Here is a 26,139-nt window from a genome sequence, read left to right as displayed (position 1 = left end):
AAGTGTATGGCACAACTAAAATATAAATGAAAGAATCAATTTCATAATACCTTTATTTTAGTGAGTTATGAAATTGATTTGAGAACGCTACATTTAATCTGATATCTTTCGGGAGGTGTATGTAATGGGTAACAGGAAAGCCGTCTGGTTTCTGGTCTTTGCACTCACGTTCACCCTGTTTGGACTTCATCCTGAACGAACAAGCGCAGCAAGTGTCACAATAACCAACGGCACCGATTGGCTCGATACCGCAGGTAACCCCATCCATGCGAACAGCGGCAACATTCTGCAGGTAGGCTCGACGTATTATCTGTACGGTGAACATGCGGTGGGCGGCAGGTTTGACAGCGTGAACGTCTACACTTCCACTGATCTGAAGAACTGGACTTTCAGCAACGCTATTCTGACGAAAGATTCCGCAACCGAGCTGGCATCCAGCAAGATCGAACGCCCCAAAGTCATCTATAACGCCTCCACCAACCAGTATGTACTCTGGGCACACTATGAGAACGGTACGGACTACAACCTCGGGCGTGTAGCGGTCGCAACAAGCAATACCCCGAATGGCAAATTCACCTATGAGGGCAGCTTCCGCCCACTGAATTATGAATCCCGTGACATGACCGTCTTTGTCGATACAGATGGCACAGGTTATCTCGTTACTGCTTCACGCAAAAATGGCGGTGCCAATGATACAATGGCTATTTTTAAAATGAATGCAAGTTACACCGGAATACAGTCCTTCGAGGGCTGGTTGTTCGAGAACGCCTACCGTGAAGCACCTGCTGTTGTGAAAAAAGGCAACCGTTACTACCTCTTCACCTCCCAAGCCGCTGGCTGGTATCCGAATCAGGGTGCTTATGCTACAGCAACTTCCATGACGGGTCCATGGACTGCGCTTACGCCATATGGCAATCCATCTGCCTTTGGTTCGCAGATTCATGATATTGCCACGATTACAGGCAGCAACACCACCTCCTACATCTACATGGGGGATCGCTGGAATCCCATGAGTATCGGAGAGCACAAACATATCTGGCTGCCGCTAACCTTAAATGATTCGAACGGAACTGCATCACTGGAGTGGTATACCACATGGAATATCGACGCAGTAACGGGTGCGGTAACACCACCTGCTCTCGTCAATCATGCCCAAGGCAAAACAGCTACCGCCAGCTCCACAGCCTCCGGTTCGTCTGCATCCAACGTCAATGATTTCAACTACCAGACTTCATGGGTGGCTTCCTCCAATAGCTGGCCTGCCTGGTGGCAAGTAGACTTCGGTTCACCGAAGACGATCACCGAGATCAACACGTCCTGGTTTATGTATAAAGGTTCCGAAGGATACTACAAATACAAAATTGAAATTAGCAACGATGGAGTCAATTACTCCACTTTGGATCGCACCAACAATCTGACCTACGGTTTTACCACGGATGCTGTGTATTTCACAGCCCGTTATGTGCGGATTAATATGGTAAACGCGGTCTTGTGGAATAATCCGGGGAACTGGTACACCCCAACTCTGCACGAGGTCAAAATGTTGGGTCCTGCAACACCGGAAGCCACAGGTTACAGCCGGTTCAGTTCGCACAACTATCCGGATCGATACATCCGTCATGCCAATTACACGGCTCGCGTGGATGCCAACGTCTCCCCTGTTCTGGATTCACAGTTCCGCGTCGTACCGGGTCTTGCCAGCTCCACAGGAATTTCACTGGAGTCCATTAACTTCCCAGGCTACTTCCTGAAGCGCAACACCAGCAATAAAATTGTACTTGAAGCTTATGCCGACACCTCCGCCTATAAGGGAGATGCTACGTTCCTAAGCAGTCCTGGTTGGGCTGACAGCACCAAAGTATCCCTTCAATCGTACAGTCAGCCCGGATATTACATCCGGCACTATGACTACGTGTTACAGCTCGATGCCATCAACGCATCCAGCAGCTCGACGGTGAAGAGTGATGCCACGTTTGGGCGAACCAATTTCTAAGCAAAATAATTGGAGATGAGGATTAGCCACCTACATCTACAATTTAAATCTCGGGAAAGGCCGTTTTTTCAGGGTTCACAACTGAAGAAGCGGTTCTTTCTGCTGCACCATTTCAGATATAGATGACGTAACCCCATCTCAGACTGAAAATGCAGGTTTCATTAGAGCGAAATCGCCAGCCAGACTGGCTAGTGGCTGCCAGCTCTCTATCGCTATTTTATAATGACTGGCATATGCCTTTGCATCCACCCGTACATGCTCTACTTTTCCAAGAACCACATGATCTGTACCCACTTCAATGATACGATCCAGTGTAAGTTCAAAAGCAATCGGAGATTCCAGCACGGAAGGTACATCTACACGTATGCCTGCCTTGGGTGTAACCCCCGCCAGTTGAAATTCATCTTCGTCCGATGCTACATCTGCTGACGAACGCTGCATGGACGCTGCAAGTACAGCGGGAACTACATTGATCACAAACTCTCCCGTCTCTCGTATATTGACGAGTGTATCCTTCACTGTTCCTTCTCTCTCACCTACACCAGGCCCAATGGATAGGAGCAGCGTCGCCGGATTGCGTGAAGCAACGGTAAAAAAACTAAATGGAGCGAGGTTACGCACCCCCTCCATACTTCGCGTAGAAACCCAGGCAATAGGCCGTGGTACCACGGAACCAATCATCAATTTATACATTTCATCGATGGTGATATCACCTGTCGCAAACTCAAATACATTGTTTTTTTCCAATGACACTCGCTCCTTTTCCCCATTCCAACAGAAGCTCCTTCGGTTTACAAAGCCCCATGGGAAACATATAGTTGGTATAAGAATATACACTTGTTCACCACAAAAAAAGTACGCACTTTGAAGTGCGTACCTGCATAAAGGAGCTTATTCGTGATGGGTAATCCGAGCACAGTCCCAATGGAAACACTAACTCCCTTCGACTACACCCTGTCCATTATCGGCGGAAAGTGGAAGATGAAGATCATGTATCAACTTGCCTTTCATGGAGTCACACGTTACGGCGAACTCAAAAGACGTGTATCCGGGATCACGTACAAGGTATTAACCTCTCAACTGAACGATTTGGAACGTGAAGGTGTGATAAAACGAGTGGAGTATTCGTTAACCCCACGAGGGAGAAGTCTTATACCCATTCTGGAAGAAATCTGCAAGTGGGGTGTGCATCATGTACCGGAGATACAATCGCTGCATGAATTATAGTGAATATGGATGATATGCAAAAAGAACAGCCTACTCCCATGGGAGCAGACTGTTCTGCCAATCTAATCTATTAAGGATATTACAAGTTCGGATCATACTTCATCATATTCATTTTACCTTGTTTCTTATAACTTACATAAACGTGGTCCGTGCTGTCTATGAAAATATCTAGCTCCAGAGCGTCATCATTGGAGAATCCGGCAGACCCTACCGGTCTCCAACCCATATTCTCATATTTCATCACAGTCACCTTGTTGCCATATGCAGCATCTCGATAAGCAACGTAAGGCGTGCCTTGGCTGTCAAAGGCCATATCCATGCTTCCTCCTTTAGACGAACCAACCGAGAATCCGGGAGTGCTCACCTTCTCCCATGCTGTATCTTCTGACGGAATGGAGTGCGGATATTTCCACATTTCAACAACGTTGGAGCTGCTAAGATAGATCATATAAGGTACGCCAGACGGATCAAGCGCGGATGCAGCAACCATATTTGCAGATGCTGGATATGAATATTGTTTCGGATCTAATAATTCCCAAAATTTATCCTGTCCAGATGAGCTAGCTGGTAAGCTATATCCTAATGCCGCATAACTACTGGATGAAACAGATGCGTAAGATGGAGCAAACAAATACATGCCGTTGTTTGGTAACGGTGCGAGGAATGCTCTTAGACCTGCGTATGCCTGTACCCTCGCTTCTTGTACCCGTCCCCTATCTTTATAAAACCTCCATGACATGAGCATTGATGGTTCTGCAGCATTACCGACCAAAACACCTCTAAACATCAGAAAAGGATTATCATCCTTATCAAAGGTAATGACGAAGCTATCGTAAACTCTATCCACTTTTCTTACATTCGGTCTGACACTCGTTCCGTCTTTCCAATCGAAATCATAAATAGTTACTGGTCTCCACCACTTATGTTCATCATTGTAATTCTTAAAGCTTACTTGACCTGAACTGTTCTTATAACCAACATAAATCTTATCCTTACTGTCTATTCCAAGCGATATAGCTGAGCTCCCCAATCCTCCCGCTTTTTCAAGATCGCTTTGATTGCCAACGGGCTGCCACGTGCCTCCCTTATATTGCACCACAGATACTTCGTTATTGTCCTTTATATAAGCCATGTAAGGCGTCCCTTGACTGTCGAAGACGATATTGGACTTGCTATTCAATTCCAGCTCGCCACCCACCTGCAGCCACGATGTCATGGTCCACTTCGCGTAAAGCCTTATGTCTGCCGTCACTGGCGTCCCGAAGTCGTAGACGATCTCCAGATCACGATCGCTGTACCAACCATCGAATCGATAGCCCGCCCATTTCAGTGGAGCAGGTTCCACAGCATTGCCGTTAGGAGCCACCACCTGACTCGCTACGGCTGTCCCACCGTTACTCTCGAAGCTGACCATGTGGCTGTCAAATGTCCACTTCGCGTAAAGTGTGCGGTTACCCGTCACCGATGTCGTGAAGCTATACGCTTCATTCAGTCCAATATCGCTATACCAACCGTTGAATGTGTACCCATCCCTCGTCGGTACAGTAGGCTCAATGGCAGTGCTGCCACTTTCCATCGTCTGGTCAGCCACCGATGATCCGCCGTTACTGTTGAAACTCACTGTGTAGATTGCCGTCCATTTCGCGTACAACGTGAGGTTAGTCATCACTGGTGTCATGAAGCTGTAGGCTTCATTCAGACCAGCTTGACTATACCAACCATTAAATACATGTCCTGCGCGCGTCGGTGCGTCAGGAATTGTTGCCGTGTCACCTTCACTCACGGACTGACTACTCACCGACGATCCATTGTTACTGTTAAAGCTCACTGTGTAGCTGTTCTTTGTCCACTTCGCGTACAGCATCACATTCGCCATTACACCTTCCGTGAAACCATAAGGTGTCGTCAATTCGCTATCACTATACCAGCCATCGAACGTGTATCCTTCCAGCATCGGTGCACCAGGAGCAGCAGCCACGGCACCTTCATTCACCGTCTGTTCTGTGACCACTGATCCGCCGTTACTCTCAAAAGTTACAGTATACGTATTCGGTACATAAACCGTCCACTTCGCGTACAATGTCAGGTCTCCCGTTACCACCATAGTAGTGAAATTGTAGGCGTTCATTAATTCGATATCGCTGTACCAGCCGCTAAACACATAGCCTTCCCGCTCTGGGGCGACAGGTGCCATAGCCTTGGTCCCTTCATTCACTGTTTGGGCATCTACTACCGACCCTTCATTACTCTCGAAGCTTATTGTGTAAGGGATCAGCCACTTCGCATGTAGTGTGAGATCCCCCGTTATCGCCGCAGAGAAGTCGTAAGCATTCGTCAACGTGTTATCACTATACCAGCCGCCAAATACATAACCATCTCTCATCGGTTCAATCGGTGTACTAATCGTAGCACCATATCCCACAGTCTGAGCCGTCGCTTCGGACCCGCCGTAAGTGTCAAAGGTTACGGTATAGTTGTTAATTGCCCACTGCGCGGTAAATTGAACATCTTCCGCAGGCATGGTAGTCGGAAGCGTTGGCGACCAACCCGTAAAGCTATATCCCTGCCATGTTGGCGTGCCTAGACGGAGCAACATTGTCGCTCCGAATGGAACGATATCCGTTGTACTTGTTTGTCCAGAACCATTGTAATCAACAGTCATTTGGTACGCCTCGCGCTTATAGTACACCTTCAGCACCGTTGTACCGTTACCTTCAATCAGAGCTGTCAGTACCGCTCCCGGAACACTGTCATCTCGTACAAAGCCCGCATAGGATTTAGGCTTGGCATCTGCCACATTCGCTTCTGTATTGGTAGCTCCACGATACGATTCCGTATCCACAACCGTATAAGTGTCACTTCCGATATTTTGCAGTAAGTGTACAACCTGATAAGGTGTACCCTCATTCCCCTTCCATTGCGCTGTATACGTGGTATCCACAATCGGCATTGTACTTGGAATATCTGGCGACCAACCAGCAAACGTATATCCTGGTCTTGTCGGCACCGGTACACGAGCAGCGATGTTCTTGCCGCCTGCTCCCGTTAGCGAGACTCTTGGTGCACCCGCATAACCCCCAGCCAACGTCATCGTTCTATTCCCCGGAGAGTAATTAACTCTAACGACCGTCGAGCCGTCTCCCTTAATTAATACGCCGTTTACTATTCCGTTCTCATAGCCTTGTTCCTTGAATCTGTCAGAGTTGATTCGAATCTCCGTGTCCGTTGTTCCGGTGAGATTCTCCGTATCTACAGGCGGAGCCGATGTCCTGCTGTTCGGGTCTAACATATAATGTTCAACAGTATATGGCGTGTCCTTGTTCGCAATCCAGTGTGCGTACAGTTTCCGGTCCTCCGCAGCCATTCGGTTCGGAATCGTAATCTTCGTGCCGCCGGAAGCGGCCGTATACCAGCCGTCAAAGGTGTATCCTGGATATACCGGGGTGACCACGCTGATTGGCGCGTTATAAGGAGCCGCCACAACCTGGGTCACCCCGCTGTTCTGTGGATCCAGCTGAAGGATGTAGTCACCCACTCTGGCAAGCCAGCTTAACTGAATCGTACGCTTGAGTGGCTCGGACATGAACGACGCCGGTGCCCCCTTCCAGGTGATAACCAGATTGCCATCACTCACCTGAATGTTCTTGTCCACCACTTCAATCATCCCGTTTGCTGCGTCATACTTGAAGTTTGGATTGTCCACCTGAATATCGAAATTCGAGCGATCATACGCCTGTTCATCCGTATCGCCTGTCTTCAAATCAAAGGTATTCATCGTGACCCACAACTCCGGTACAGCGATGGATGACGCAGAACCCGCCATGTTCACTTTGAGCGACTTATCCTGTGGATAGGCGAAGTCGTAGACGTTCTGTTCTTCTCCAATCGTATACAGTGGCCACTCTTCATCTACCAGCTCTACGCCGCCGGAAAGCCCGCCATCACCTAATTGAGCGCCGAGTTCGACCTCCAAATAGATGCCCATCTCGACGAACAGGGCACCTAAAGACTTCGTGGTCTTCACCCCGCTAATATTTTTCAATTGATAATAGAAGTAGCCCCACAGATTCACATACACACCGGGTTCTACAGCAAGCCCGATACTATTCAACTTGACGCTTCCAATCCCCGCTTTGACCTCCATATGAATACCAGCTCGTAAACCGATCGTCCCCATCACATAGAAGGTAAATTGGTAATCTCCGTCTCCCGGCAAGCTGACCGTATTGCTCGAACCACTGAAACTCAATACGCGCAAGCTAACCGAGTAGCGCTTGGCCATCTTATAGTAGAAATCTGCCCCCACCGTCAGGTTCACCTGGGCGCTGACCACAAACTCCGCTTCAAATTTGACTTCCACAATACCTAAAGCCACACGTACGCTCTTTTCAAAGAGTTCCTTCTTGATTAACGGAACCCACTCCGTGTCTTGCTCCAACATCTCTTGATACTTTTCCTTCAACGATTCCGCATCTACGGCAGTATCCTGCACACCCGCCATTACCGCTTTAATCTGTGTCGCAATGTCCTGAACCTTTCCCAACCTGCCAGCGTTCTTCTCGCCCACCCAGTCATTCACTGCATCATTTAACTTATCGTGTTCAACGAGAGCTATCTCTGCCGTGATGTTCATCCCGGTATAGCTATAAGCATCCAGATTCGCCGTAATTACATAATCATCAATGCTGTACCAGTAAGGAATCCCCCACTTTTTCAGCCAGTGCCCTTTCATATCCCCATTGATACCGAGGTCCAGGCTCATCTCCTGCACGAATGTACCCGTCATATGGATGACAAGATCGCTGTCTTCATTGATATTGACAACAATATCGGCACCCACTTGTAACGTAACGCTTACGCCTGAGGTTCGGCCGTCAATATTCTTCAGCCTCGTGCCGAGTGAAGCAACAACGGTCAGCTTCTCCACACTTACCCGGCTCCCTTTACCGGACGCTAGGGAGGACTGAGCCTTGATCTGCTGAATTTCCTTTGTCTCCATGGCGATGTCAGACAGATAATCCGCGGCTTCATTGACGAATCCGCTGTCTCTCGCTTGCTGCTCAATTTGCTCTTCGAGCTGTGCAATCTGTTCTTCCGAAAACAGATCATCGCCGTCAATTGCTTGCTTCTGATAGATGTTGAAGGCATTTTCAATATCTTCAATGGTGGCATCTTCATACGTAATGACGTCCATCTCCGCCTCAGGCGTAATCGACGTAATGCGTCCATAACCGGTTACCTTAGAACCTTCTTCGGCGAATTCGCCTTCATAGAACCCGATAAAGTCTCCCACATCGACCGTGGTCAATTCATCCAAACCAAAGGGCTCGTACAGGTCGTCGCTGTAGTTCATCACCGTGTGCTCGACCGTGATGGAGTGGTTACTGGTATCTCCATCCGTATCTGCCTCTACGCTCACCGGTAGCACATCTGGCTTGAGCAACACTTGTTTGGCATCTGCGTGATCATAGGTATAGATGCTATCATCTACCGCCGTGATCTGTACATAGGCCACATCGCCGTCGTCGGTACCCTTCGTTTCGACTGTGCGCAGTTCGGGACTAACTCCCTCATAGATGGCTACGGTATCACCGACTTGAATCATCGTGCCGGTGCTTCCGGTGTACTTGAACGTTCCACTACTCGCATTCACTTCGGCGAGTGCATTTTCGCCGCCTACCGTCGTAGTAACGACTGAAATCGCGGGCGAATCGACATCTGCTCCATTGATCACCATTTCCGTGACATCCGTGAACGGAATGTAGATCATGTTCGGATTGAGTGGAACATTCATGACTTCTTTTTTAGCAACGCTAAATACATAAATACTTGTCGTCGCGTCTTGGCCTTGGAAGGACAAACTGTCATCCGTCAACGTAAGTTGATATGTGTTACCTTCAACGAACTTGCCGTTTTCGGCTGCTGACGATACCGTGAAAACTCCGTTCCCGCCAGAGACGGTAACACCTTCGAATTCGGGATTCGCCGTATCCACGAAGGTCATCCCCTCTTTGACCTGGGATTCCGTCAGACTGCCCGATGAATCCTGCACCTTAATGGTGAAGTTCGGTGCGACATCCAGTACCGAATAGCTTGGTACGCTCTGTACCGCACTATCCAAGCTATCCGTATACTTTGCATACAACTTTGTATCCGCGTTCAGGGTGCTGCCGCTTGCGAAGATGAGTGAAAGATCACTATCCGCAAACCACCCTTGGAATATATATCCTTCTTTTGTTGGAGCAGGTAGATTATTTAGCACCTGGCCTTTTCGTACCGTCTGCGCAGAAATCGCCGTGCCTCCGTTGCTCTCAAACGTGAGCGTATACGCAACGGAACCCGTGCCTGGGTTACCTCCATTATCTCCAGGCGTTCCGCCACCACTATTACCACCTGCTGATGGCGTTGGCGTCGGTGTCACCGTTGGTGTTGGAGTAGGCGTCACCGGCGTTTGATTCTGATTTTTCCACGCCTCTACAACCGCGTTGTTGCGCATGAAGAGAACCGCTGCTTCCGCGCGAGTCGCTTGTGCACGCGGATTGAAGTTCCCCTTTTCGTCCCCGGTGAACACACCGGCTTGCCACAGCTTGATGACCGCGTCAGCCGCCCAAGACGATACATCCCCGAGATCGCCCGGCTCTGTCGTGACCGGATTCTCGGTCTGATAAGGGATCTGTTCGCTTTCGAAATACCGCAACGTCATCGTCGCCATTTGCTCCCGAGATACGGTAGCATCCGGCGAATATTTCCGATCCCCCGTGCCATCGGTAATTCCCTTCTTAACCGCCCATTCGACATATGGCGCATACCAGCTGCCCGCCTGTACATCGGCAAAGCTCGAAGTGGAGTACGCCCCGGCATCGACTCCGGCCATCCGTCCAAGTGCCGTTACATACATGGCACGTGTCATTGTCCCCTTAGGAGAGAAGCTACTCGCGTTCGTTCCGCTGAATATGCCCTTCTCCTGCACATGGACGACTGCATCATAGAACCAGTCGGTGGGATTCACATCCTGGAATCCACTGGATGTGGTTACTTTTGTCATCTGCATCGGCAGTTCAGCCGCTACTGCCGATTGCGCTGGTAATAGGGGCACGGCAGAAACTACTAAGCTGATCACCAGCATCCACATCAGGATCTGCCGGCTCACCTTCCATCCCTGTCTTACTTTCTTCACTTTCATTCATCCCTTCTATGTATAGATCAAACTAAAAAAGACCGTCCAAAATTGGTTTCTAATCAAGCTAATCAACAAAGCCATACTAATAGCGGATACCACTGACCCAGATCGGGATCATTGGTTTCCTGCGAGTCAGTTCGCTCGGCACGTGGAGATCAAGCGAGGAAAAACTTCACATACAGAAATGGCATTGTTCTTGCTGCGGCGTTCAGAACATCAACGTCAGCTCAAACATCCGTCTGAAGAGATCCGACTGCTTTAAGGTACGATAATGCCAACTTTACAGATTGAATTCGTTCACCGACCTTTCTGATCAGTCGCAGTCGAATTGTGACACCGACACAGCAAATTATGTCGTTTTTTCTTCCGTATTTTATCATGCGAGATAGGGGCGCTTGTGAATTATAAAGAAAACTTTAAGTAAGCAACCACTCGCAAGTGAGAACATCAATGACATCAATAAATAGCGGCGTAGGGAAGGTAACTCCCACACCACTATTTTTCATGAATTCTTAAGTTAGTCTGCAATCCATTCCAGATGATTCTCGTCTCAACGATTCATATACCAAAATCGACTATATCGAACTACTCTCCCCACAGCGTAGTCTTTGAGAAAGTGAAAAAATACTTCTATGCTTCTTGGATTTTAATGAGATAAAAGGCTCCTGCTGATTCTTCGCCACATTGTGGGCGATGTGCCGAAAGCGCTGCCCATTTTCAAACTCGGGATCAAGCGCAATCGGGATTCCTTTATGTATGGAACGTATAACTTCTACATCGCTATAGATCACGCCAATCACACCAATATTGAGAATATCGATAATATCCTGCATCTTTACCGTTGCCGAACGGGCTTCCTGTCCGTCGGCCATATTAATGATGAGCTGTGGGGGAGCCGGAATCCTATCTTCTAATAATCCGATTACGCGATCCGCGTCCTGAAGCGATGTACGATGAGGCGTAGTGACGACAATAGCCTCATCTGCCGCTAAAGATGTATTCCAAAATCCATTTTCAATGCCTGCCGGCGAATCGATCAGCACATAATCATAACCCTGGGCTATTCGCTGCACAACCTTGCGAAAAACTTGTGGATCATCGTGATGCACCGCGTCGTTACTACAGGAGATAAAGGACACGGTACTGATTCGCTTATCTTTGACGATCACTTGATGTAAAGCACATCGACCCGTCAGAAAATCGGAAATATGATAGTTTACCCTATTGCTCAAACCAAGCGGAATATCCAGATTTCTCAATCCAAAATCAGCGTCAATCAGGCAAACGCTGCTCCCCGATAAGGCAAGGGCAGCCCCGAGATTAGCTGTGACCGTTGTCTTGCCAACTCCACCTTTCCCTGATGTAATACATATAACTCGTGCCATCGGAGCCACTTCCTTCTTCAAGTACTAATGCGGGACAGCAAGACAACCATTTCTTCACGTATTATCGTTTGATCCGGCTCGAATGAACGTCCTCTTAGCTAATAATCAGTTACAATTTGATGAAATATGTCGTTATATCGACCAATGTGATTTTATCATGATGGATTATCCTACTTGAGAAACCTAAAGAAAACTTTAAATCCGTGTGTATTGGATCGTTTAATTCTTCGGAGAGATGGCACATCATTTTGACGAGGATGGAAGATCGCAGACTTGTGTTGAGGAATTCAATATCTTAAGTCGATTACGAAGCTAGTGAAAAAAAACAAAAAATGGGCCAATAGCGTCAAGTACTACCCTAACGCCATTCTCCCATTTATAATAGATTACCCACCTTACTGCTGTGTTCATGCTCGTGATGCACTGGTAGCAACCAGCATATACCCGCTCCCCCGAACCGTAATGATTCGCTCAGGATCGGCAGGGTTGGACTCGATTTTTTTGCGTAAATTACTGATGTGTACAGCGACCGTTCTCGTATCCTCCAGACTTTCCATTCCCCAAATGATTTGGAACAACGTATCGACACTGATGACACAATTCACGTTTTGTGCCATATAGGACAGCAGACTGAACTCTTTTTTCGATAAAAAGATAGGTTTACTCCCCATGTTGACGGACTGCGTATAGAAATCCAGTGTCAAACCCGGTAACTCTAGCAGTTGTTCCCTCCTGCCTGTCGACACTCTGCGAAGGTGAGCCTTGATCTTGGCCATGAGCACTCCCGGACTGAACGGCTTGGTCACATAATCGTCACCACCATAGGATAATGCGCTAATTTTCACTTCGTCTTCCTCCTGGCTACTCAGAAACATGATCGGCGCACTGGTCAAGTTACGCGCATTTCTGCACCAATCAATGCCATTTTCATTAGCCAGCAATACATCCAATACAATCAAATCGGGCTCAAACGATGTAAGCAGCTCCATCGCTTCTGTCCCGCTATGACTATAGGTGGAAATAAACCCCTCCCGTTCGCAATACACCTGCACAATCTCGCATATATGAGGATCATCATCAACGATCATGATTTTGTGCGTGTCCATCTCATCACCCCTTTCCTTCAATCACCGTACAAGGAAACGTTACATAGAAAGTCGCCCCCATCTTACCGTCGCTCTCCGCTCGAACTACGCCTCCGTGCGCTTGTACGATTTCCCTGCAAATTGCCAGCCCCAGTCCACTGCCCTCTATGCCCATTCCCGGCCGATCATATCTGTAATTACGTTCGAAGATTTGCTCAAGCTGATCTGGAGGAATCCCCATGCCAGAATCCTGTATGCTAATGACTGCATGGAGAGCATGATTCACCACTTCCACAACTAGTGCAATACGCACCAGCCCCCCGCTGGAGGTGAACTTCATGGCATTTGACACTAGATTAAATAAAGCCTGCTCTATTCTTTTCGCATCCATCTCGACAACTGGCAAAATAGATCGTCTATCCTCGGCATCTCCGATATCCAGTATGAAATCTAATCCTGCGTCGCGCACTACCAACTCATATTGTTCAAAAAAACCATGCAAGAAAGGAATCATCTGAACTGGCTCCATTCGGTACGAGACCTGTCCGGTCTCCAAATGCGACAAGAAGGACAACTCCTCGATCATACGGTTAATCCTTATCGTGTTCTCCCGGATGTACTTCAGATATTGTTCATTGCGTTCCGGCTTAACCCTGTCCTGTATAGCTTCTACATATCCAAGCATGCTGGACAACGGCATACGCAGATCATGCGTAATATAAGCAAGTAGCTTCTTCCTCCCTTGCTCGGAGTGAAGCAGTCGGTCATACGAGGCTTGGAGATCATCATGCACTGAAGATAAAGCCTGTGTTCGCTCCTGAACGGTCTGTTCCAGATTCATATTCATTTCAATCAGCTTGTCATTAACGTCCTGTAATTCACGTGTAATTCTCTCTTCGTTCGATGCCGTCCTCGTAGATCGCGAAGACAGCAAAATCAGCTGCGCGATCGTAAATATCAATAAGCCAAGCGGAGATGTATTTCCAACTAGCGACCATCCGTTAAAATATAAAAAATCGTTGACAACCGTGACCAAAGTAACCACCGACACCAGCAGGAAGATCAACGCTCCCTCCATACGTCGCACAGCCGCCTGAACCAGTCCGATCATCAGATAGATCATATGTAGAACTACCATCACACCGATTACCAGCAGTAATTTTGTATATATAATTGCAGGGGTTAGCACTACAAGGATACAGAATGCACCAGTTACGATCCGGGTGCCAAGACGAAACCATCGCGACACATAATTCGGAAAAATACAATCAAAATACATGGTGATGATATAACCACTGACACAAAGAATCAGATATTCGATCTTGAACTGCAATTCCCAAGGAAAATGAGGCAACCATTGTGTAAAGATAAGCTCGCCGTTAAACAAGGATCGAATACCAAGCAGTACAGTAAACAGGCCATAATATAACGGAGCTCTATCCTTACGTCGCAGTATGAACAACAGCAGATTATACAAACCGATCACTAGCAAACTTGCCGTGATGAACATATCCTTGGCAAGATTCAGATTGGTCTTGGTAGTTAGTACGTCACTGCCACCCAGCTCGATATCCCTGGTAATGCCGCCCCGATGGTGTTGGAAGTTGGATACTTGCATGACCAGCTCTAACGTGTCGCTTTCAGGCTGAAAATACACCAGCTTTGTTTCCAATTGCGGGGTCATGCTGTGCTTGTCCTGACCAACCTCACCAACTTCTTCCAGCAGCTCGCCATTGACCCATAATTTGTACGCATTAAAAATGCTAGACAGCCGCAGAGCAAGCATCTCATCTCGATCCTGCTCGCTTAGATGAATGACCAGTCCAAAGGTTGCATAGCCTGTACCACTCAGCCGCTGACCTTCTAACGGGTAGCCCCGCCAGGAGCTTGGGATGCTAATCCAGTGGTCCTGATTTCCTTCCCTTGCCGAACGAACCCGCATATCCTCAGGCGACAGCAGTTCTTGCCAATAGAACGCCCACTTCCCTGTTAATTTTTGCGAATTCGTACTAAGTTGAGCCTGCGTTAAATCCAGAATACCTTCTTCACTTTGGAACTTAGGAGAGTCCTGCTCAGAGAGGACGACATAGCCTGCAACCAAACCAATAACAGCAGCAATGATATACAACCAAACCTTACGAGAACCGACTCGGAGAATCTCCCTCATGATGAATTAAACCCCAATCTCTAAAAGCGCAATAAGTAAGTTTATTTATCCAAATGATATCATCATTATAGGAGAATGTACCCTGCAAATTTCTAGCAGGTGTCGATAGCTAACATCGCGATGAGACCCTTTTGACGACGCGCACTTAGCTGGATACGCCACTACAAAAAAAGTACGCACTTTGGAGTGCGTACTGATATGAAGGAGCTTAATCATGACTACAGTGAATTATTGATGATGTCCGCGAATGCATCCCTATTGTAGGTATCATCCTGAATGCGCCATTCTCCCTGATCTTGCAAAAAGGTGATATCGCCTGATAGCGGAATAGACTTGAACTCTTGAATTACATCCATTGGGTGTCATCATCATCATAGATTGTGTTATAGTCATCGGGAAGTGGACCGAATCTCGAAGGATAGCGCCTGCGGGTCCAATAACTGCGTGTTTCCTTCAACAATGAAGGTGTGAAAGCTATGTCAACTTATCAAGTCGTTCCTATGATCTATGATTCCAAGGAACAGATTGAAGCTATTATTTTACTCGAACAACAATGTAAACAGCTTGATTCCATTCATCTGAAAGCAGACCTTGACCATATCAGCAAAAAAGACGGAGACCATGCACTCCTCTGTTATCGCCAAGGTGATTTGGTAGGACTACTCAGTTGGTATCCATCCGACGGCGTAACCGGGAATATTAATGCCATCGTACACCCGCAATTTCGCCGCAAAGGTGTGTTCAGCAGCCTACTGAAAAGGGCCATCCTGGATATGAAACCACAGGGAATCAACCAACTCAGTTATCGCGTTCCTCAGGGCTTATCTCCGGGCCTTCTTACAGCCCAATCCCTTGGAGCCATTTATGATCGTGCGGAGTACTCGATGCAACTTGTGAATGAGGTCCTATCGGTTGTGGAGCCAACTGAACTAACGTTGTCCTTGGCAGAAGCCGAGGATATGGAATTTATGGTCACTTGCTCCTCCCAGGCCTTTGGAGATTCGGAGGACTGGACACGCGAGTACTTTATGCAAACGAATGAACCCCGCCGAGTCACCTATATTGCATGGCAGAATCAACTGCCTGTTGGGCTGGTACGTGTCAACTCCATTAATGCAACAACCGCATTTATTCATAACTTCTGTATCTTGCCTGCTTATCAGGGACAGAAACTGGGGCGCACTGCGCTTAGCATCCTGGTTGATCTCCTAAGGAAACAAAGTTACACAGATATCCGCCTGTCTGTGGTTACCGAGAACAAACGTGCTTTGAATCTGTACCGCAGTGTTGGTTTTGAAGTGAATTCAGAGTATCACTATTTCAACGGTAGTTTATAAAAGGCAGTAGAGAGAGATCGTTTTCCGCAAAGGGAGACGGTCTCTCTTTTTATATATTGGAGAATTGAAAAATCAATTTATAGCCGTCGGATGTATGCCCGTACATTTCCCGATAGTTACCTTTAGTATAATTATCCACTGTTTTCCGCCAGAAAGATTGGCCAATCTTATTTTTCTCCGATGGATTGGTGAACAACTCCCAGTTTCCTCTAAACATGCCGAAGATCGTCGATGCCACGTGTTCAGCAACGCCTACACCTCGAAACGGCTGCATCAGAAAGAAATCATGTACAAAGAAATCCGTGCCTTGTGAACAATATGGCGGAGTAGCTATGAACGCAAACCCTGCCGGTATGCCATCCACAATCATGAGGAACGGATAAAGACACTCCGGTTTTTCCCACCATATGTTCTGGACGTTATACTGATCCTGCAAAGTTTTGTAATCAGGACTTGGCTCAAAAATGCCATGTTCGTTCGGAGTATGCTCTCCACCCAGACCATAATGTCCGGATAGATCATGAAGGTATAGCGGGTACATATTTTTAATCACATACGCCTCGTCTTTATTCGTTAATTTCACTTCTATATTCATATTATTCATATTCACCAACCTTACCAGATGATTTAAGGAGTTATTTTCAAGAACTCTCAACGCATATCCTTGTATCGTCAAATGAATTGTACGCGTAATTAACAACCTCGAATATGTAAAAAAGCTTTAATAACTATTCTTTATTCTTACAGGAAAAAGCCACATTCGATTGCTCGAACATGGCTTTTATAGTTTCATCCCTTTTTGCAATACACAATTTTCTTGATGCTATCGATGGATAAACAGTATTGATCCGCAAGCTGATCGATGGTTGTTCCCACAGCAAAAAGCTGGCGGATCTCGTCGTTCCGCTCCCGGACAATCCTTCTGCCACCCGAATTCTCGCCCCACTTCTTGTGGGCATCCTTGGGCCTCGGAATATAGATCAAGCCACCAGAGATATGACGCTGTATTTCTTTGAGTAATTCTTCCGGGAAGATTGTATCCGCATTAATATATTTCACGTTGCTCCACTCCTTAAAAGTTAAAATCTTTAAGGCAGCAGAGTCGTACAATGAACACATTGGATATGCACTACAATGATATGGCGGAAAAGAATTTCAAACTCTATGCAAACAACCGCCGTTGTTCATCACATGGACTCTGCATAGAGCGGGTCGTTAAATTTATTATGAATCGAATCATGGTAGCCCCCCATTCAATCGTCGAATCTGTAATATACCCCTGTTAATTCTTCTGAAATGCTCCATAGCTTGTTTGAAATGTTAGCGTCATATAATTTTTCGATGATCTTAGCGCTCTTGGGATAGCCCTTAGTGCCGCCCATACCACTGGGAGCAATATACTCCCCTCCCGTGATCGTCGGATCTGCTGCAGCATATAAGATAGGTAATGCCCCCATATGTGCCGGTTGACTAATGATTTTCAAAAGACTGCGCATGAATATATTGGTCTGTTTCCCCGAACCGAAGGAAAATAGATTGGTATGCGAAATCCCTGGATGAGCGGCGATACTCATAGAATCAATATGGGCGGAATTAAATTTATTCTGCAGCTCTTTCGCAAACATCAGATTGGCTAGCTTGCTTTGACTGTAGAACTTCATGGGATTATATCCTTTGGAGCCATCTAAATTATTAAAATCAATCGCACCATTATGAGCTGCCATACTACTTACAGTGACTACTCTCGATTTCGGAGTAGAGATCAATTGAGGCAATAGTAGACCCGTAAGCGCAAAATGGCCTAGATGATTACTACCAAACTGTAATTCAAAGCCATCTTTCGTCAACTGGAATGGAGGGTTCATAATTCCTGCATTATTAACGAGAATGGACAAAGAATCGTATTGCTCAAGAAAAGCGGCTGCGAACTTACGGATACTAGCTAAATCGCTAAGGTCGAGCTGCATAACGATTACCTCTCCAGCTAAATGCACAGACGACTTTATTTTATTAGCTGCCTTTTCACCTTTTTCCAGATTACGAACTGCAAGGATAACTTTCGCGCCTTTTTCAGCTAACGCTAATGCCGTTTCATACCCTAACCCGCCGTTCGAACCTGTCACAATGACTACTTTATCGGATACAGTCGGGATGATGTCTTTAGTCCAAACTTCGCTCATTTGTCTACACACCTTTCTTATCTCTTCCTTGATACCCTAATATCCAGCGTTTGAAATCTTTTATCCCCCACCATACTGACTTAAACTCCGTTCCAGCATCCCTCTAACCTGCTGTTGCAGTTCGAGGGGAGACACCACCTTCACTTCCGGCCCATAGGAGAGTAATTTTCGGGCTGTAAAAGAAAACTCCTCAGGCGGAACCAGTCCGCGCCATTCGTTATCTTGAACCGACTTGAACAACACATCTGATGCAGCAATCCTTGCTCCAAATTCCGTGAATTGCAGCAACACTTCTACGCTTGCTCTATCTTCTTTGGCAGCTAGCCATGCCTTTAGACTTGGAACAGATTTATCCACTGATTCCATAACCGTCAATTGCTGCATGCGATCCACCCGATACAATAATACGCGGTCCTTATTTCGGGCTGGCATGTACCAATGTCCCTGCTCATAGTAGATGCCATAGGGAAAGACCTCGACTTTTTTAGGACCACTGCGGGCATGATACATAAATTCGATTTCTCTCTTTTCTACCGCTGCACCCAATATCGCTGTTGTTAAAGGCTCGGAATGCCCACCAGGGTGTTGGACAAAGGTGATATGCTCTCTCATTCGCATAATCAGCTCCTGTACATCTTCGGGCAAAGTAGAGAAATACTGCTCAGCCAGATGCTCACGCATTGATCCATACGGAAAATCCGGTACTTGCTGTAGATATTCCAGCATCATAAACAGCCCTAATGCCTCCTGCTGTGTCAGTTGAAGAGGTGGCAAAATCCGATTGGGCAACACCCGATATCCTCCGTTCACGCCAACTTCTGTGTACAAAGGAAAACCCAGCGCCTGCAATGCATCCAGATCTCGCTGGATCGTACGAATCGATACGTCAAACCGTTCTGCCAGTTCTCTAGCAGTGAACTTCTGTCTTGAATCCATTAGGCGCATGATCGCCAGTTTCCGATGATTCATTTATTCAACATCCTAACTACGTCAACTTTTGTCATAGTTAAAGTGTATCATACATTGTAGAAGGGAGCGATGAACATGTCTGATAATAAAACAATTTTGTACATTGCTATGAGTTTGGATGGATATATCGCAAGACTGGATGGTTCGGTCGATTGGTTATTTGATGTGGAGGGTGATGGTGGAGACAACGGGTATGTTGCCTTTTATGAAACGATCGGTAGCGTTGTTATGGGACGTTATACGTATGAAGAGGTGCTCACACTTTCCGAAGATTTCCCCTATGCAGATCGGCCAACATATGTGCTTTCTCGCTCGGAACAGCCGCCCGCTCCGAATGTACAGTTTACAACCGAGGAGGTAGATACGCTCATTCCCCGATTAAAGCAGACTTCTGATGGAGACGTGTGGATTGTGGGTGGCGGCATATTGGTTCAAGCTGTGTTAGCAAAAAAATTACTGGACGAGATTGAAGTCGCCATCATTCCGAAAATTCTTGGCGAAGGTATTCCCTTAATCCCGGCAGGCACTGTGCCAAGTCAATTTAAAATGCTCCGAACCCAGACGCTCGGACAGATCATTTCGATTCGTTATGAGGTACAGAACACCGGCACAGCGGATACACCCTCGAATATCTAGATAAGTAGAACAGGGAAAAGACCATTCTTATGATGAAAGAGTGGTCTTTCCATTACCATGTATCAAGTTATCCTATCAATCCTCGTACATATTCCGCTAACACCTCTGCCGTCCTACGATGAGATAAATCGCCAGGATGGGTACGCGCCCCTACCGTCTCTTCGGTTGTATCAGGAAGCTGGATGATTGAGACCTTGCGATCTCCTGTCCCCTTTGTATACGCATTAACCGCGCGGTAGATGGCAGGCATCAATGGAAAGCCAAGCATGCCGTACGCCCATACGAGTTGTGCTACCGGATTGTTTTTCCGAAGTTTGAACAGGAACTGTTCCACTGCTTTCTCGAATGCGGTCAAATCCTTTTCATGATACGTCCCATCTTCGTTCAAACGCTGCTTGTACACCTTACCGGTGTCGGGGTCTTTCCACTCAGGTGACTGAAACGCACCTCCATCATTGCTGCCCAGGTTCACGACCACCACGTCCGGCTGCCACGAACCAAAATCATGCTGATCTCCCGCGCCGAGCGCTTCGCTACGTTCACCAGTAAGCAGGCCACAGACTTGCTCGTAAACATCGGGAATATTGCCCTTCGGATTGTTATCCCAGCTGGTCAGCACACCCCAGCCGCTCTGCGAGATGACCCGGTATTCTGCATTCAGTGCTTCTGCTGTCATAAACGTGTAATTATGTATGGCACTAAACCACATCGGAATCCAATCTTCTTCTGCTTTCGCGCCAATCGCACCTTCGCCAGATGTAATGCTGTCACCAATAAATTCGATCTTGTACGGCTTTTCCTCTATAGGCAGGAACGCTCCGTCTGACTTCACCGCATGAATCTGCAAGGAACACCCCGGGTCCCCACTCATGGCTTGAACATCCTTAACAATTCGTACATTCTTCACCACATCAGCGTTCATGCCCCGGAATACACAGACCCAGTACCGTCCTTCCGTTAACATCTGTCGGCTCACCGGAACACCGTTAATCAGGATGCTCACCCATGGCTCACAAATGTCGTAGTGTGACTCTACCTCAACCCACAGTTCAGATCCCTGTATATTAAGTTCAACCGCGCTACCCGTCCACAATAAGGTCAACGGCGATAATTGCCCTGTCGTTCTGCCGTGCACTTTGAGATTGTCCATCTCAGGTAGAGTAAATATTTTTAAATTCTCATTGGCCATTATGATGCAAACCTCCCATTGGTCATATCAAAAGTAACACCTGTTATTCGATGTGGTCTTAAATCCAATCCCCGAGGTTAGGGAATACATTACATTTATGTTCTCTAAATACTCCGGTTTCCCTTCCACTGATTCAAAGTATCTCAGTAACTCACCTGCCAGATATAACAAAACCCTGCGCTATATTTCATAGCAACAGGGTCTGTACATTCCTATTATTTGGACAACATTTGTTCCAGATCTTCCAGCGCAAGCATGTTGCCAGAAGCAGAATAATCGAGCCAAGGTTGTTCTGTAATGACATATACTTTATCATTCTGAACGGCCTTCAATCCCATCCAGATCGGATCAGATTTCAGTTGTTCGAAAACTTCTTCGCTACCTTCATCTACGGAAGAAACCAGTACAAATATGGCATCTGCGTCGAAGTCAGGCAACACTTCTTTGGAGATATTCTCCCAGTTCTTCGTGATGGATTCGACTCCCTTGGCTGGGGTTAAAGCCAGATCCTCGAACAGAATTGGTCCCAACGGACGTTCCATACCATATACGCGCAAGCCTTTGGCCGAGATCCGGACTGCCATAACCGTTCCGTCTCCTATTGCCTGTTTGGCCAATGTAGATACTTCCTTCGCTTTAGCATCATACGATGCAATAAACTCCTCCGCCGTTTCTTCACGGTCAACGACCTTCGATATGTTACGGAGTTGATCCTTCCATGAACCTTCATCCAAATTGATCACATGAGTTGTTGCAATTTTCTCCAACTTCTCCAGACCCAATTTCTCAGCAAATTCTGCGTCTATGAAAATCTCATCCGGCTGCAAACCAATCAAAGCCTCCATATCCGGGTCTTTTGTGAAGCCTAGGTATTCGATATTCTGATATCGCGCCTCTGTGATGGGCAGATAGTCACTCGTTGTTGTGCCATTCGGTTTAATTCCTAGAGCCATCAGGTCTCCCGTCAGGAAAATGGAGATGGAAGCAACCTTTTTACCATAAACGCCTTCTGTAGTTTCAGTCGTACTTGCAGTTTGTGCTGTTTCCGTCTGTGCGGTTGTGTCGTCCGTCACCTGCTTCAAATCTTTATCGGACCCACAGGCCGCCAGAATAAATATCATACAGAGGCTCATCAGTATAGCTACAATATTTTTCATTTCGTTTTCCTCTCGGCATCTTCTAGATGGTTTTATTGGATTTGCGTAGTAAATATAAAAAGTATGGAGCACCGACAGCGGCCACTACAATTCCCGCCGGGATGGATTTGGGATCAAAGACTGCACGCGTTACCGTATCCGCCACAACCAGAATTAACATGCCCAGCAGAGCCGAAATGGGGATAAGGTACTGAAATGCAGGGCCAACCAGTCTACGTGCCATATGCGGGGCCACCAGTCCGATAAATCCAATTCCTCCAGCCATAGATACACTCACTGAAGAGAGAGCAACGGCAATACATAAAATCTGGATTCGTTCTCTCTCCACCGGCGTGCCGATGCTAACTGCGGACGAATCCTCTAGCGCTAGCGCATTTAAGCTTTTACTCTTGGCCCACGCCAGTGGTATGAGCAGAACCATCCAGGGTAGCATTGCATAAACGTTAATCCAGTCTCTACCCCAGATGTTCCCCAGTAGCCAACTTGCGGTAAACGAATACGTCTTCTCATCCAGTTGCAGTGATAGATAAAGACTAGCCGCATTAAAACCTGCCGCTACAGCAATCCCGATCAGAATCAATCGAGCTGGTATGAATCCCTTTTGCCGATCCCACACGAACAGAATGATAAGCGTTGCTGCCAATATCCCTCCCACAAAAGTAAACAAGGGAATCATGAGTACTGGAAGTGTATTTAAGGATTGAAAAAAGCTGACATAGATTAATAAACCAAAGGATGCTCCAGCGTGAATCCCGAGAATTCCCGGGTCTGCCAGTGCATTACGGGTGATACCCTGTAACATAGCGCCCGCAATACCGAGCCCCATTCCTGCAAGCATCGTAATAAGTATGCGAGGTAAACGGTAATCAAAGAGCACCATGTGATGCATATCCGTGCCTTTACCCAGCAACGTTAGAACAAGATCGGGCAATGCAATCTGCATAGAGCCTGTATTCAGTCCGATCGCAATGGAGGTGAATACGATAAGAACCAGAATTCCGCCTGTTAAAAGCGTGCGTTGGTAACGATGATTTGCTTGGTTTTTCATAAATTCCGCTGTTCCTTTCGGGCAACATAGAGGAAGAAAGGTACGCCGATCATGGCGACAATAACACCAATAGCCAGTTCCTTGGGAGGATCAGCAATTCTTGCGCCCAAGTCAGCTAGAACAAGCAATATACTTCCCAGCACTGCTGAAAGTGGAATGACATATGTATAGTTCACCCCTACAAGCTTTCTTGCAATATGCGGAATAACCAGTCCCACAAAGGCAATTGAACCTACGGCTGAAACGGATACTCCCGCTAGTACCAACGCAATTATGATGGCATACAAACGAACTCTTGCTATGCGAACGCCCAGATTGGATGCAACCTCTGCACCCAAGGCCATAATCGAAATGGATCTGCCCAAGGATATGGAGAGAATTAATGCACTCAGAATAACCGGCAACACGATACGAAGCTGCTCCCACGATACCCCAGCTACTCCGCCAGCATACCAGAACGCCAGATCCTGACTGAGTTCAAAATAGATAGCAATCCCTGAAGTCAACGAATGTAGCAAGGCCGCAACAACGGTACCTGCCAAAGTAAGCTTCATAGGTGTTAATCCACCTGGAGAACCGGAGCCCAATAGATAGATGAGCAACGTACTTAGAACAGCACCCGTGAATGACAGTAGCATTAATACAGAGAACGGAAGCTGTGGTAAAAATACAAAGCTTAGCGCAACCACAAACATGGCACCCGCATTGATTCCAAGCACACCAACATCAGCCAGAGGGTTACGGGTAACCCCCTGCATCAGAGCACCCGCAACAGCAAATGCGGCTCCGACCACTGCGGCAGCCAGCACTCGGGGCAGACGAATTTCCTGAATGATCTGGTGGGTACTCAGACTGCGGTTATAGCTAAAGACTGCATCCCACACGGTATGGAGCGTTAACGATTTTGCGCCCATAGAGATTGCTATAAACATGGAGAATAACAATAAGGCAATTGCTGAAAGTAGTATCAGCGTGAAACGAAGAGGGGTTCCCGTTTGCTTCTTCACTCGAATGTCTCTTTTCTCATTGATAATCATTTTCAATTAGTGAATTTTACCCTGCTCTCTCTATGAAGTCAAGTCTTGCCTTGGTTATCATTACGAAAAACCCCCTGTAAGCACACTACGTTCAACCCATCACAACAGATGTGCTTGAACCATCGTCCGCCCATAGGGGATTATTTTCATTCATTTTTTTGCTCCAGTATCGTTATAAAACCTTACCCAAAAACGCCTTGGTCCGCTCGTGCCGGGTATTCTGGAAGAGTTCTTCAGGCGTGCCTTCTTCTACAATATATCCGCCGTCCATAAAGATCACCCGATCCGCCACCTCACGGGCGAAGCCCATCTCATGTGTAACGACAATCATGGTAATCCCCTCATGAGCGAGGTCTTTCATAACTTGCAGCACTTCTCCAACCATCTCCGGGTCAAGTGCAGACGTAGGTTCGTCGAACAACATCACACTCGGATTCATGGCGAGTGCACGCGCGATGGCTACACGCTGTTGTTGTCCACCTGACAACTGCTCGGGATAAGCATCCCTCTTCTGAGATAGCCCGACCTTGCCGAGCAGTTCCATTGATTTTTTCTCATTTTCGGCCTTACTGAGTTTCTTGATATGCTTCGGCGCGAGCATGATATTCTCCAGCACGGTCAGATGCGGGAATAGGTTAAATTGCTGGAACACCATGCCCACATTGGTTCGTAACTGATCGATATCCGTCTTTGGCGAAGTGACCTCGACACCGCCGATGGTCACCTTTCCAGACGTTACATCCTCCAGCAGATTGAGGCAGCGCAAGAAGGTACTTTTACCCGACCCGGAAGGTCCGATGACGCATACGACTTCTTTCTCCTGAATCGTGGTGGAGATATCCTTCAGCACCTCATTGGCACCAAACTGCTTTTTCAGATTCTCTACTGTAATCATCGGATCGCATACCTCCTCTCGATCAATCGGGAAACTCGGGACAACAGAACAATGATGATTAGGTAGAATATGCCCACCACTCCCCAAATTTCAAACGCTCGGAAGTTAGAGGAAATGATGATTTCTCCACTCTGTGTCAATTCCGCAATACCTATTGCTGACAACAGCGAGGTATCTTTTATCGTAATAATAAACTGGTTCACAAAGGTAGGAATCATGCGCCGGGTTGCTTGGGGCAACACGACCAGCCTCATCGTCTGGAAACGAGTCAAGCCCAGGGATCGCGCTGCCTCGTGTTGCCCGTTGCTAATGGAATTAATCCCTGCTCGGAATATCTCCGAGATGTAAGCTCCAGCATTCAGACTAATCGCAATAATACCTGCGGTCATCGCCGGAATCCGCATATCCAGGAACACAGGCAGTCCGAAGTAGATGAAATATACCTGCACCAGAAGGGGTGTGCCACGGATGATATCCACGTAAAGTGTGGCTACCAGCCGCATCAATCGATTCAAAGAAGTGCTCATCAGACCTGAGATCAATCCGATCACCATCGCAATGATGAGCGAGATCACGACTAGTTTCAACGTAACTACTGAACCCTCTAACAGAAGAGGCAGTGCGTCTATTATGACTTGCAAGGAGGAGTCCATC

Annotated in this window: 20 protein-coding genes; 4 read left to right on the top strand and 16 right to left on the bottom strand. The window is 47.1% G+C overall.

Going from position 1 to position 26,139, the window contains the following annotated elements; genetic code table 11:
• Nucleotides 1-124: 124 nt before the first annotated feature.
• Nucleotides 125-1,993, top strand: coding sequence for an AbfB domain-containing protein (locus tag HF638_RS22855; protein WP_169482211.1), 1,869 nt, complete (start codon nt 125-127; stop codon nt 1,991-1,993).
• Between the two features lie 138 nt (nt 1,994-2,131).
• On the opposite strand, the gene HF638_RS22850 is transcribed toward HF638_RS22855, so the two are convergent.
• Nucleotides 2,132-2,740 (bottom strand): flavin reductase family protein, encoded by a 609-nt coding sequence (locus HF638_RS22850; RefSeq protein WP_248278237.1) that lies wholly within the window; start codon nt 2,738-2,740, stop codon nt 2,132-2,134.
• A gap of 153 nt (nt 2,741-2,893) precedes the next feature.
• Here HF638_RS22850 and HF638_RS22845 point away from each other — a divergent pair, with 153 nt between their 5' ends.
• On the top strand, nt 2,894-3,220 hold the full coding sequence (locus tag HF638_RS22845) for a winged helix-turn-helix transcriptional regulator (protein WP_248278236.1): 327 nt from the start codon (nt 2,894-2,896) through the stop codon (nt 3,218-3,220).
• Between the two features lie 79 nt (nt 3,221-3,299).
• Here the strand turns inward: HF638_RS22845 and HF638_RS22840 are convergent, their stop codons facing one another.
• The 5 genes from HF638_RS22840 to HF638_RS22820 all read right to left on the bottom strand — a co-directional run bounded on the left by HF638_RS22840 (nt 3,300) and on the right by HF638_RS22820 (nt 15,393).
• Nucleotides 3,300-10,397 carry an InlB B-repeat-containing protein gene (locus HF638_RS22840; RefSeq protein ID WP_169482210.1) on the bottom strand — a complete coding sequence of 2,366 codons (7,098 nt, stop codon included), beginning with the start codon at nt 10,395-10,397 and terminating at the stop codon, nt 3,300-3,302.
• Between the two features lie 578 nt (nt 10,398-10,975).
• On the bottom strand, nt 10,976-11,785 hold the full coding sequence (minD, locus tag HF638_RS22835) for a septum site-determining protein MinD (RefSeq protein WP_169482209.1): 810 nt from the start codon (nt 11,783-11,785) through the stop codon (nt 10,976-10,978).
• A gap of 407 nt (nt 11,786-12,192) precedes the next feature.
• On the bottom strand, nt 12,193-12,891 hold the full coding sequence (locus HF638_RS22830; protein WP_169482208.1) for a response regulator transcription factor: 699 nt from the start codon (nt 12,889-12,891) through the stop codon (nt 12,193-12,195).
• Nucleotides 12,892-12,895: 4 nt separating this feature from the next.
• On the bottom strand, nt 12,896-15,037 hold the full coding sequence (locus tag HF638_RS22825) for a sensor histidine kinase (RefSeq protein WP_169482207.1): 2,142 nt from the start codon (nt 15,035-15,037) through the stop codon (nt 12,896-12,898).
• A gap of 218 nt (nt 15,038-15,255) precedes the next feature.
• Complete coding sequence (locus HF638_RS22820) at nt 15,256-15,393, bottom strand: hypothetical protein (protein ID WP_169482206.1); 138 nt, start codon at nt 15,391-15,393, stop codon at nt 15,256-15,258.
• Between the two features lie 120 nt (nt 15,394-15,513).
• Between HF638_RS22820 and HF638_RS22815 the strand changes: the two genes are divergently transcribed.
• Nucleotides 15,514-16,374, top strand: a complete 861-nt coding sequence (locus tag HF638_RS22815) for a GNAT family N-acetyltransferase (protein WP_169482205.1) — start codon at nt 15,514-15,516, stop codon at nt 16,372-16,374.
• A 49-nt stretch (nt 16,375-16,423) separates the two neighbouring features.
• Here the strand turns inward: HF638_RS22815 and HF638_RS22810 are convergent, their stop codons facing one another.
• The 4 genes from HF638_RS22810 to HF638_RS22795 form a co-directional block, all read right to left on the bottom strand.
• Nucleotides 16,424-16,978: a hypothetical protein gene (locus HF638_RS22810; RefSeq protein WP_248278235.1), complete on the bottom strand. Its 555-nt coding sequence runs from the start codon at nt 16,976-16,978 to the stop codon at nt 16,424-16,426.
• Nucleotides 16,979-17,163: 185 nt separating this feature from the next.
• On the bottom strand, nt 17,164-17,433 hold the full coding sequence (locus HF638_RS22805; RefSeq protein WP_169482204.1) for a CD3324 family protein: 270 nt from the start codon (nt 17,431-17,433) through the stop codon (nt 17,164-17,166).
• A gap of 194 nt (nt 17,434-17,627) precedes the next feature.
• Complete coding sequence (locus tag HF638_RS22800; protein WP_169482203.1) at nt 17,628-18,554, bottom strand: oxidoreductase; 927 nt, start codon at nt 18,552-18,554, stop codon at nt 17,628-17,630.
• Nucleotides 18,555-18,614: 60 nt separating this feature from the next.
• Nucleotides 18,615-19,523: a helix-turn-helix transcriptional regulator gene (locus HF638_RS22795; RefSeq protein ID WP_169482202.1), complete on the bottom strand. Its 909-nt coding sequence runs from the start codon at nt 19,521-19,523 to the stop codon at nt 18,615-18,617.
• 69 nt (nt 19,524-19,592) lie between these two features.
• Between HF638_RS22795 and HF638_RS22790 the strand changes: the two genes are divergently transcribed.
• On the top strand, nt 19,593-20,159 hold the full coding sequence (locus HF638_RS22790; protein WP_169482201.1) for a dihydrofolate reductase family protein: 567 nt from the start codon (nt 19,593-19,595) through the stop codon (nt 20,157-20,159).
• Nucleotides 20,160-20,226: 67 nt separating this feature from the next.
• Here HF638_RS22790 and HF638_RS22785 read toward each other — a convergent pair whose 3' ends face one another.
• The 6 genes from HF638_RS22785 to HF638_RS22760 form a co-directional block, all read right to left on the bottom strand.
• Nucleotides 20,227-21,351: an SGNH/GDSL hydrolase family protein gene (locus HF638_RS22785; protein ID WP_169482286.1), complete on the bottom strand. Its 1,125-nt coding sequence runs from the start codon at nt 21,349-21,351 to the stop codon at nt 20,227-20,229.
• Nucleotides 21,352-21,563: 212 nt separating this feature from the next.
• Nucleotides 21,564-22,505: an ABC transporter substrate-binding protein gene (locus HF638_RS22780; protein WP_169482200.1), complete on the bottom strand. Its 942-nt coding sequence runs from the start codon at nt 22,503-22,505 to the stop codon at nt 21,564-21,566.
• A gap of 22 nt (nt 22,506-22,527) precedes the next feature.
• Nucleotides 22,528-23,553: a FecCD family ABC transporter permease gene (locus HF638_RS22775; RefSeq protein WP_169482199.1), complete on the bottom strand. Its 1,026-nt coding sequence runs from the start codon at nt 23,551-23,553 to the stop codon at nt 22,528-22,530.
• Complete coding sequence (locus tag HF638_RS22770) at nt 23,550-24,590, bottom strand: FecCD family ABC transporter permease (RefSeq protein WP_169482285.1); 1,041 nt, start codon at nt 24,588-24,590, stop codon at nt 23,550-23,552. Before HF638_RS22770 ends, HF638_RS22775 begins: the two co-directional genes overlap by 4 nt.
• Nucleotides 24,591-24,762: 172 nt before the next feature.
• The gene (locus HF638_RS22765) at nt 24,763-25,485 is read right to left on the bottom strand and encodes an amino acid ABC transporter ATP-binding protein (protein ID WP_169482198.1); all 723 of its coding nucleotides are present in this window, start codon (nt 25,483-25,485) and stop codon (nt 24,763-24,765) included.
• Nucleotides 25,482-26,138, bottom strand: a complete 657-nt coding sequence (locus HF638_RS22760; RefSeq protein WP_169482197.1) for an amino acid ABC transporter permease — start codon at nt 26,136-26,138, stop codon at nt 25,482-25,484. Before HF638_RS22760 ends, HF638_RS22765 begins: the two co-directional genes overlap by 4 nt.
• Nucleotide 26,139 lies beyond the last annotated feature (1 nt).

Origin of the sequence: Paenibacillus sp. SZ31, from assembly GCF_012912005.1 — a bacterium.
GTDB lineage: Bacteria > Bacillota > Bacilli > Paenibacillales > Paenibacillaceae > Paenibacillus.
The sequence above is the reverse complement of the archived record's forward strand: the minus strand, read 5'-3'. Positions and strand labels throughout refer to the sequence as shown.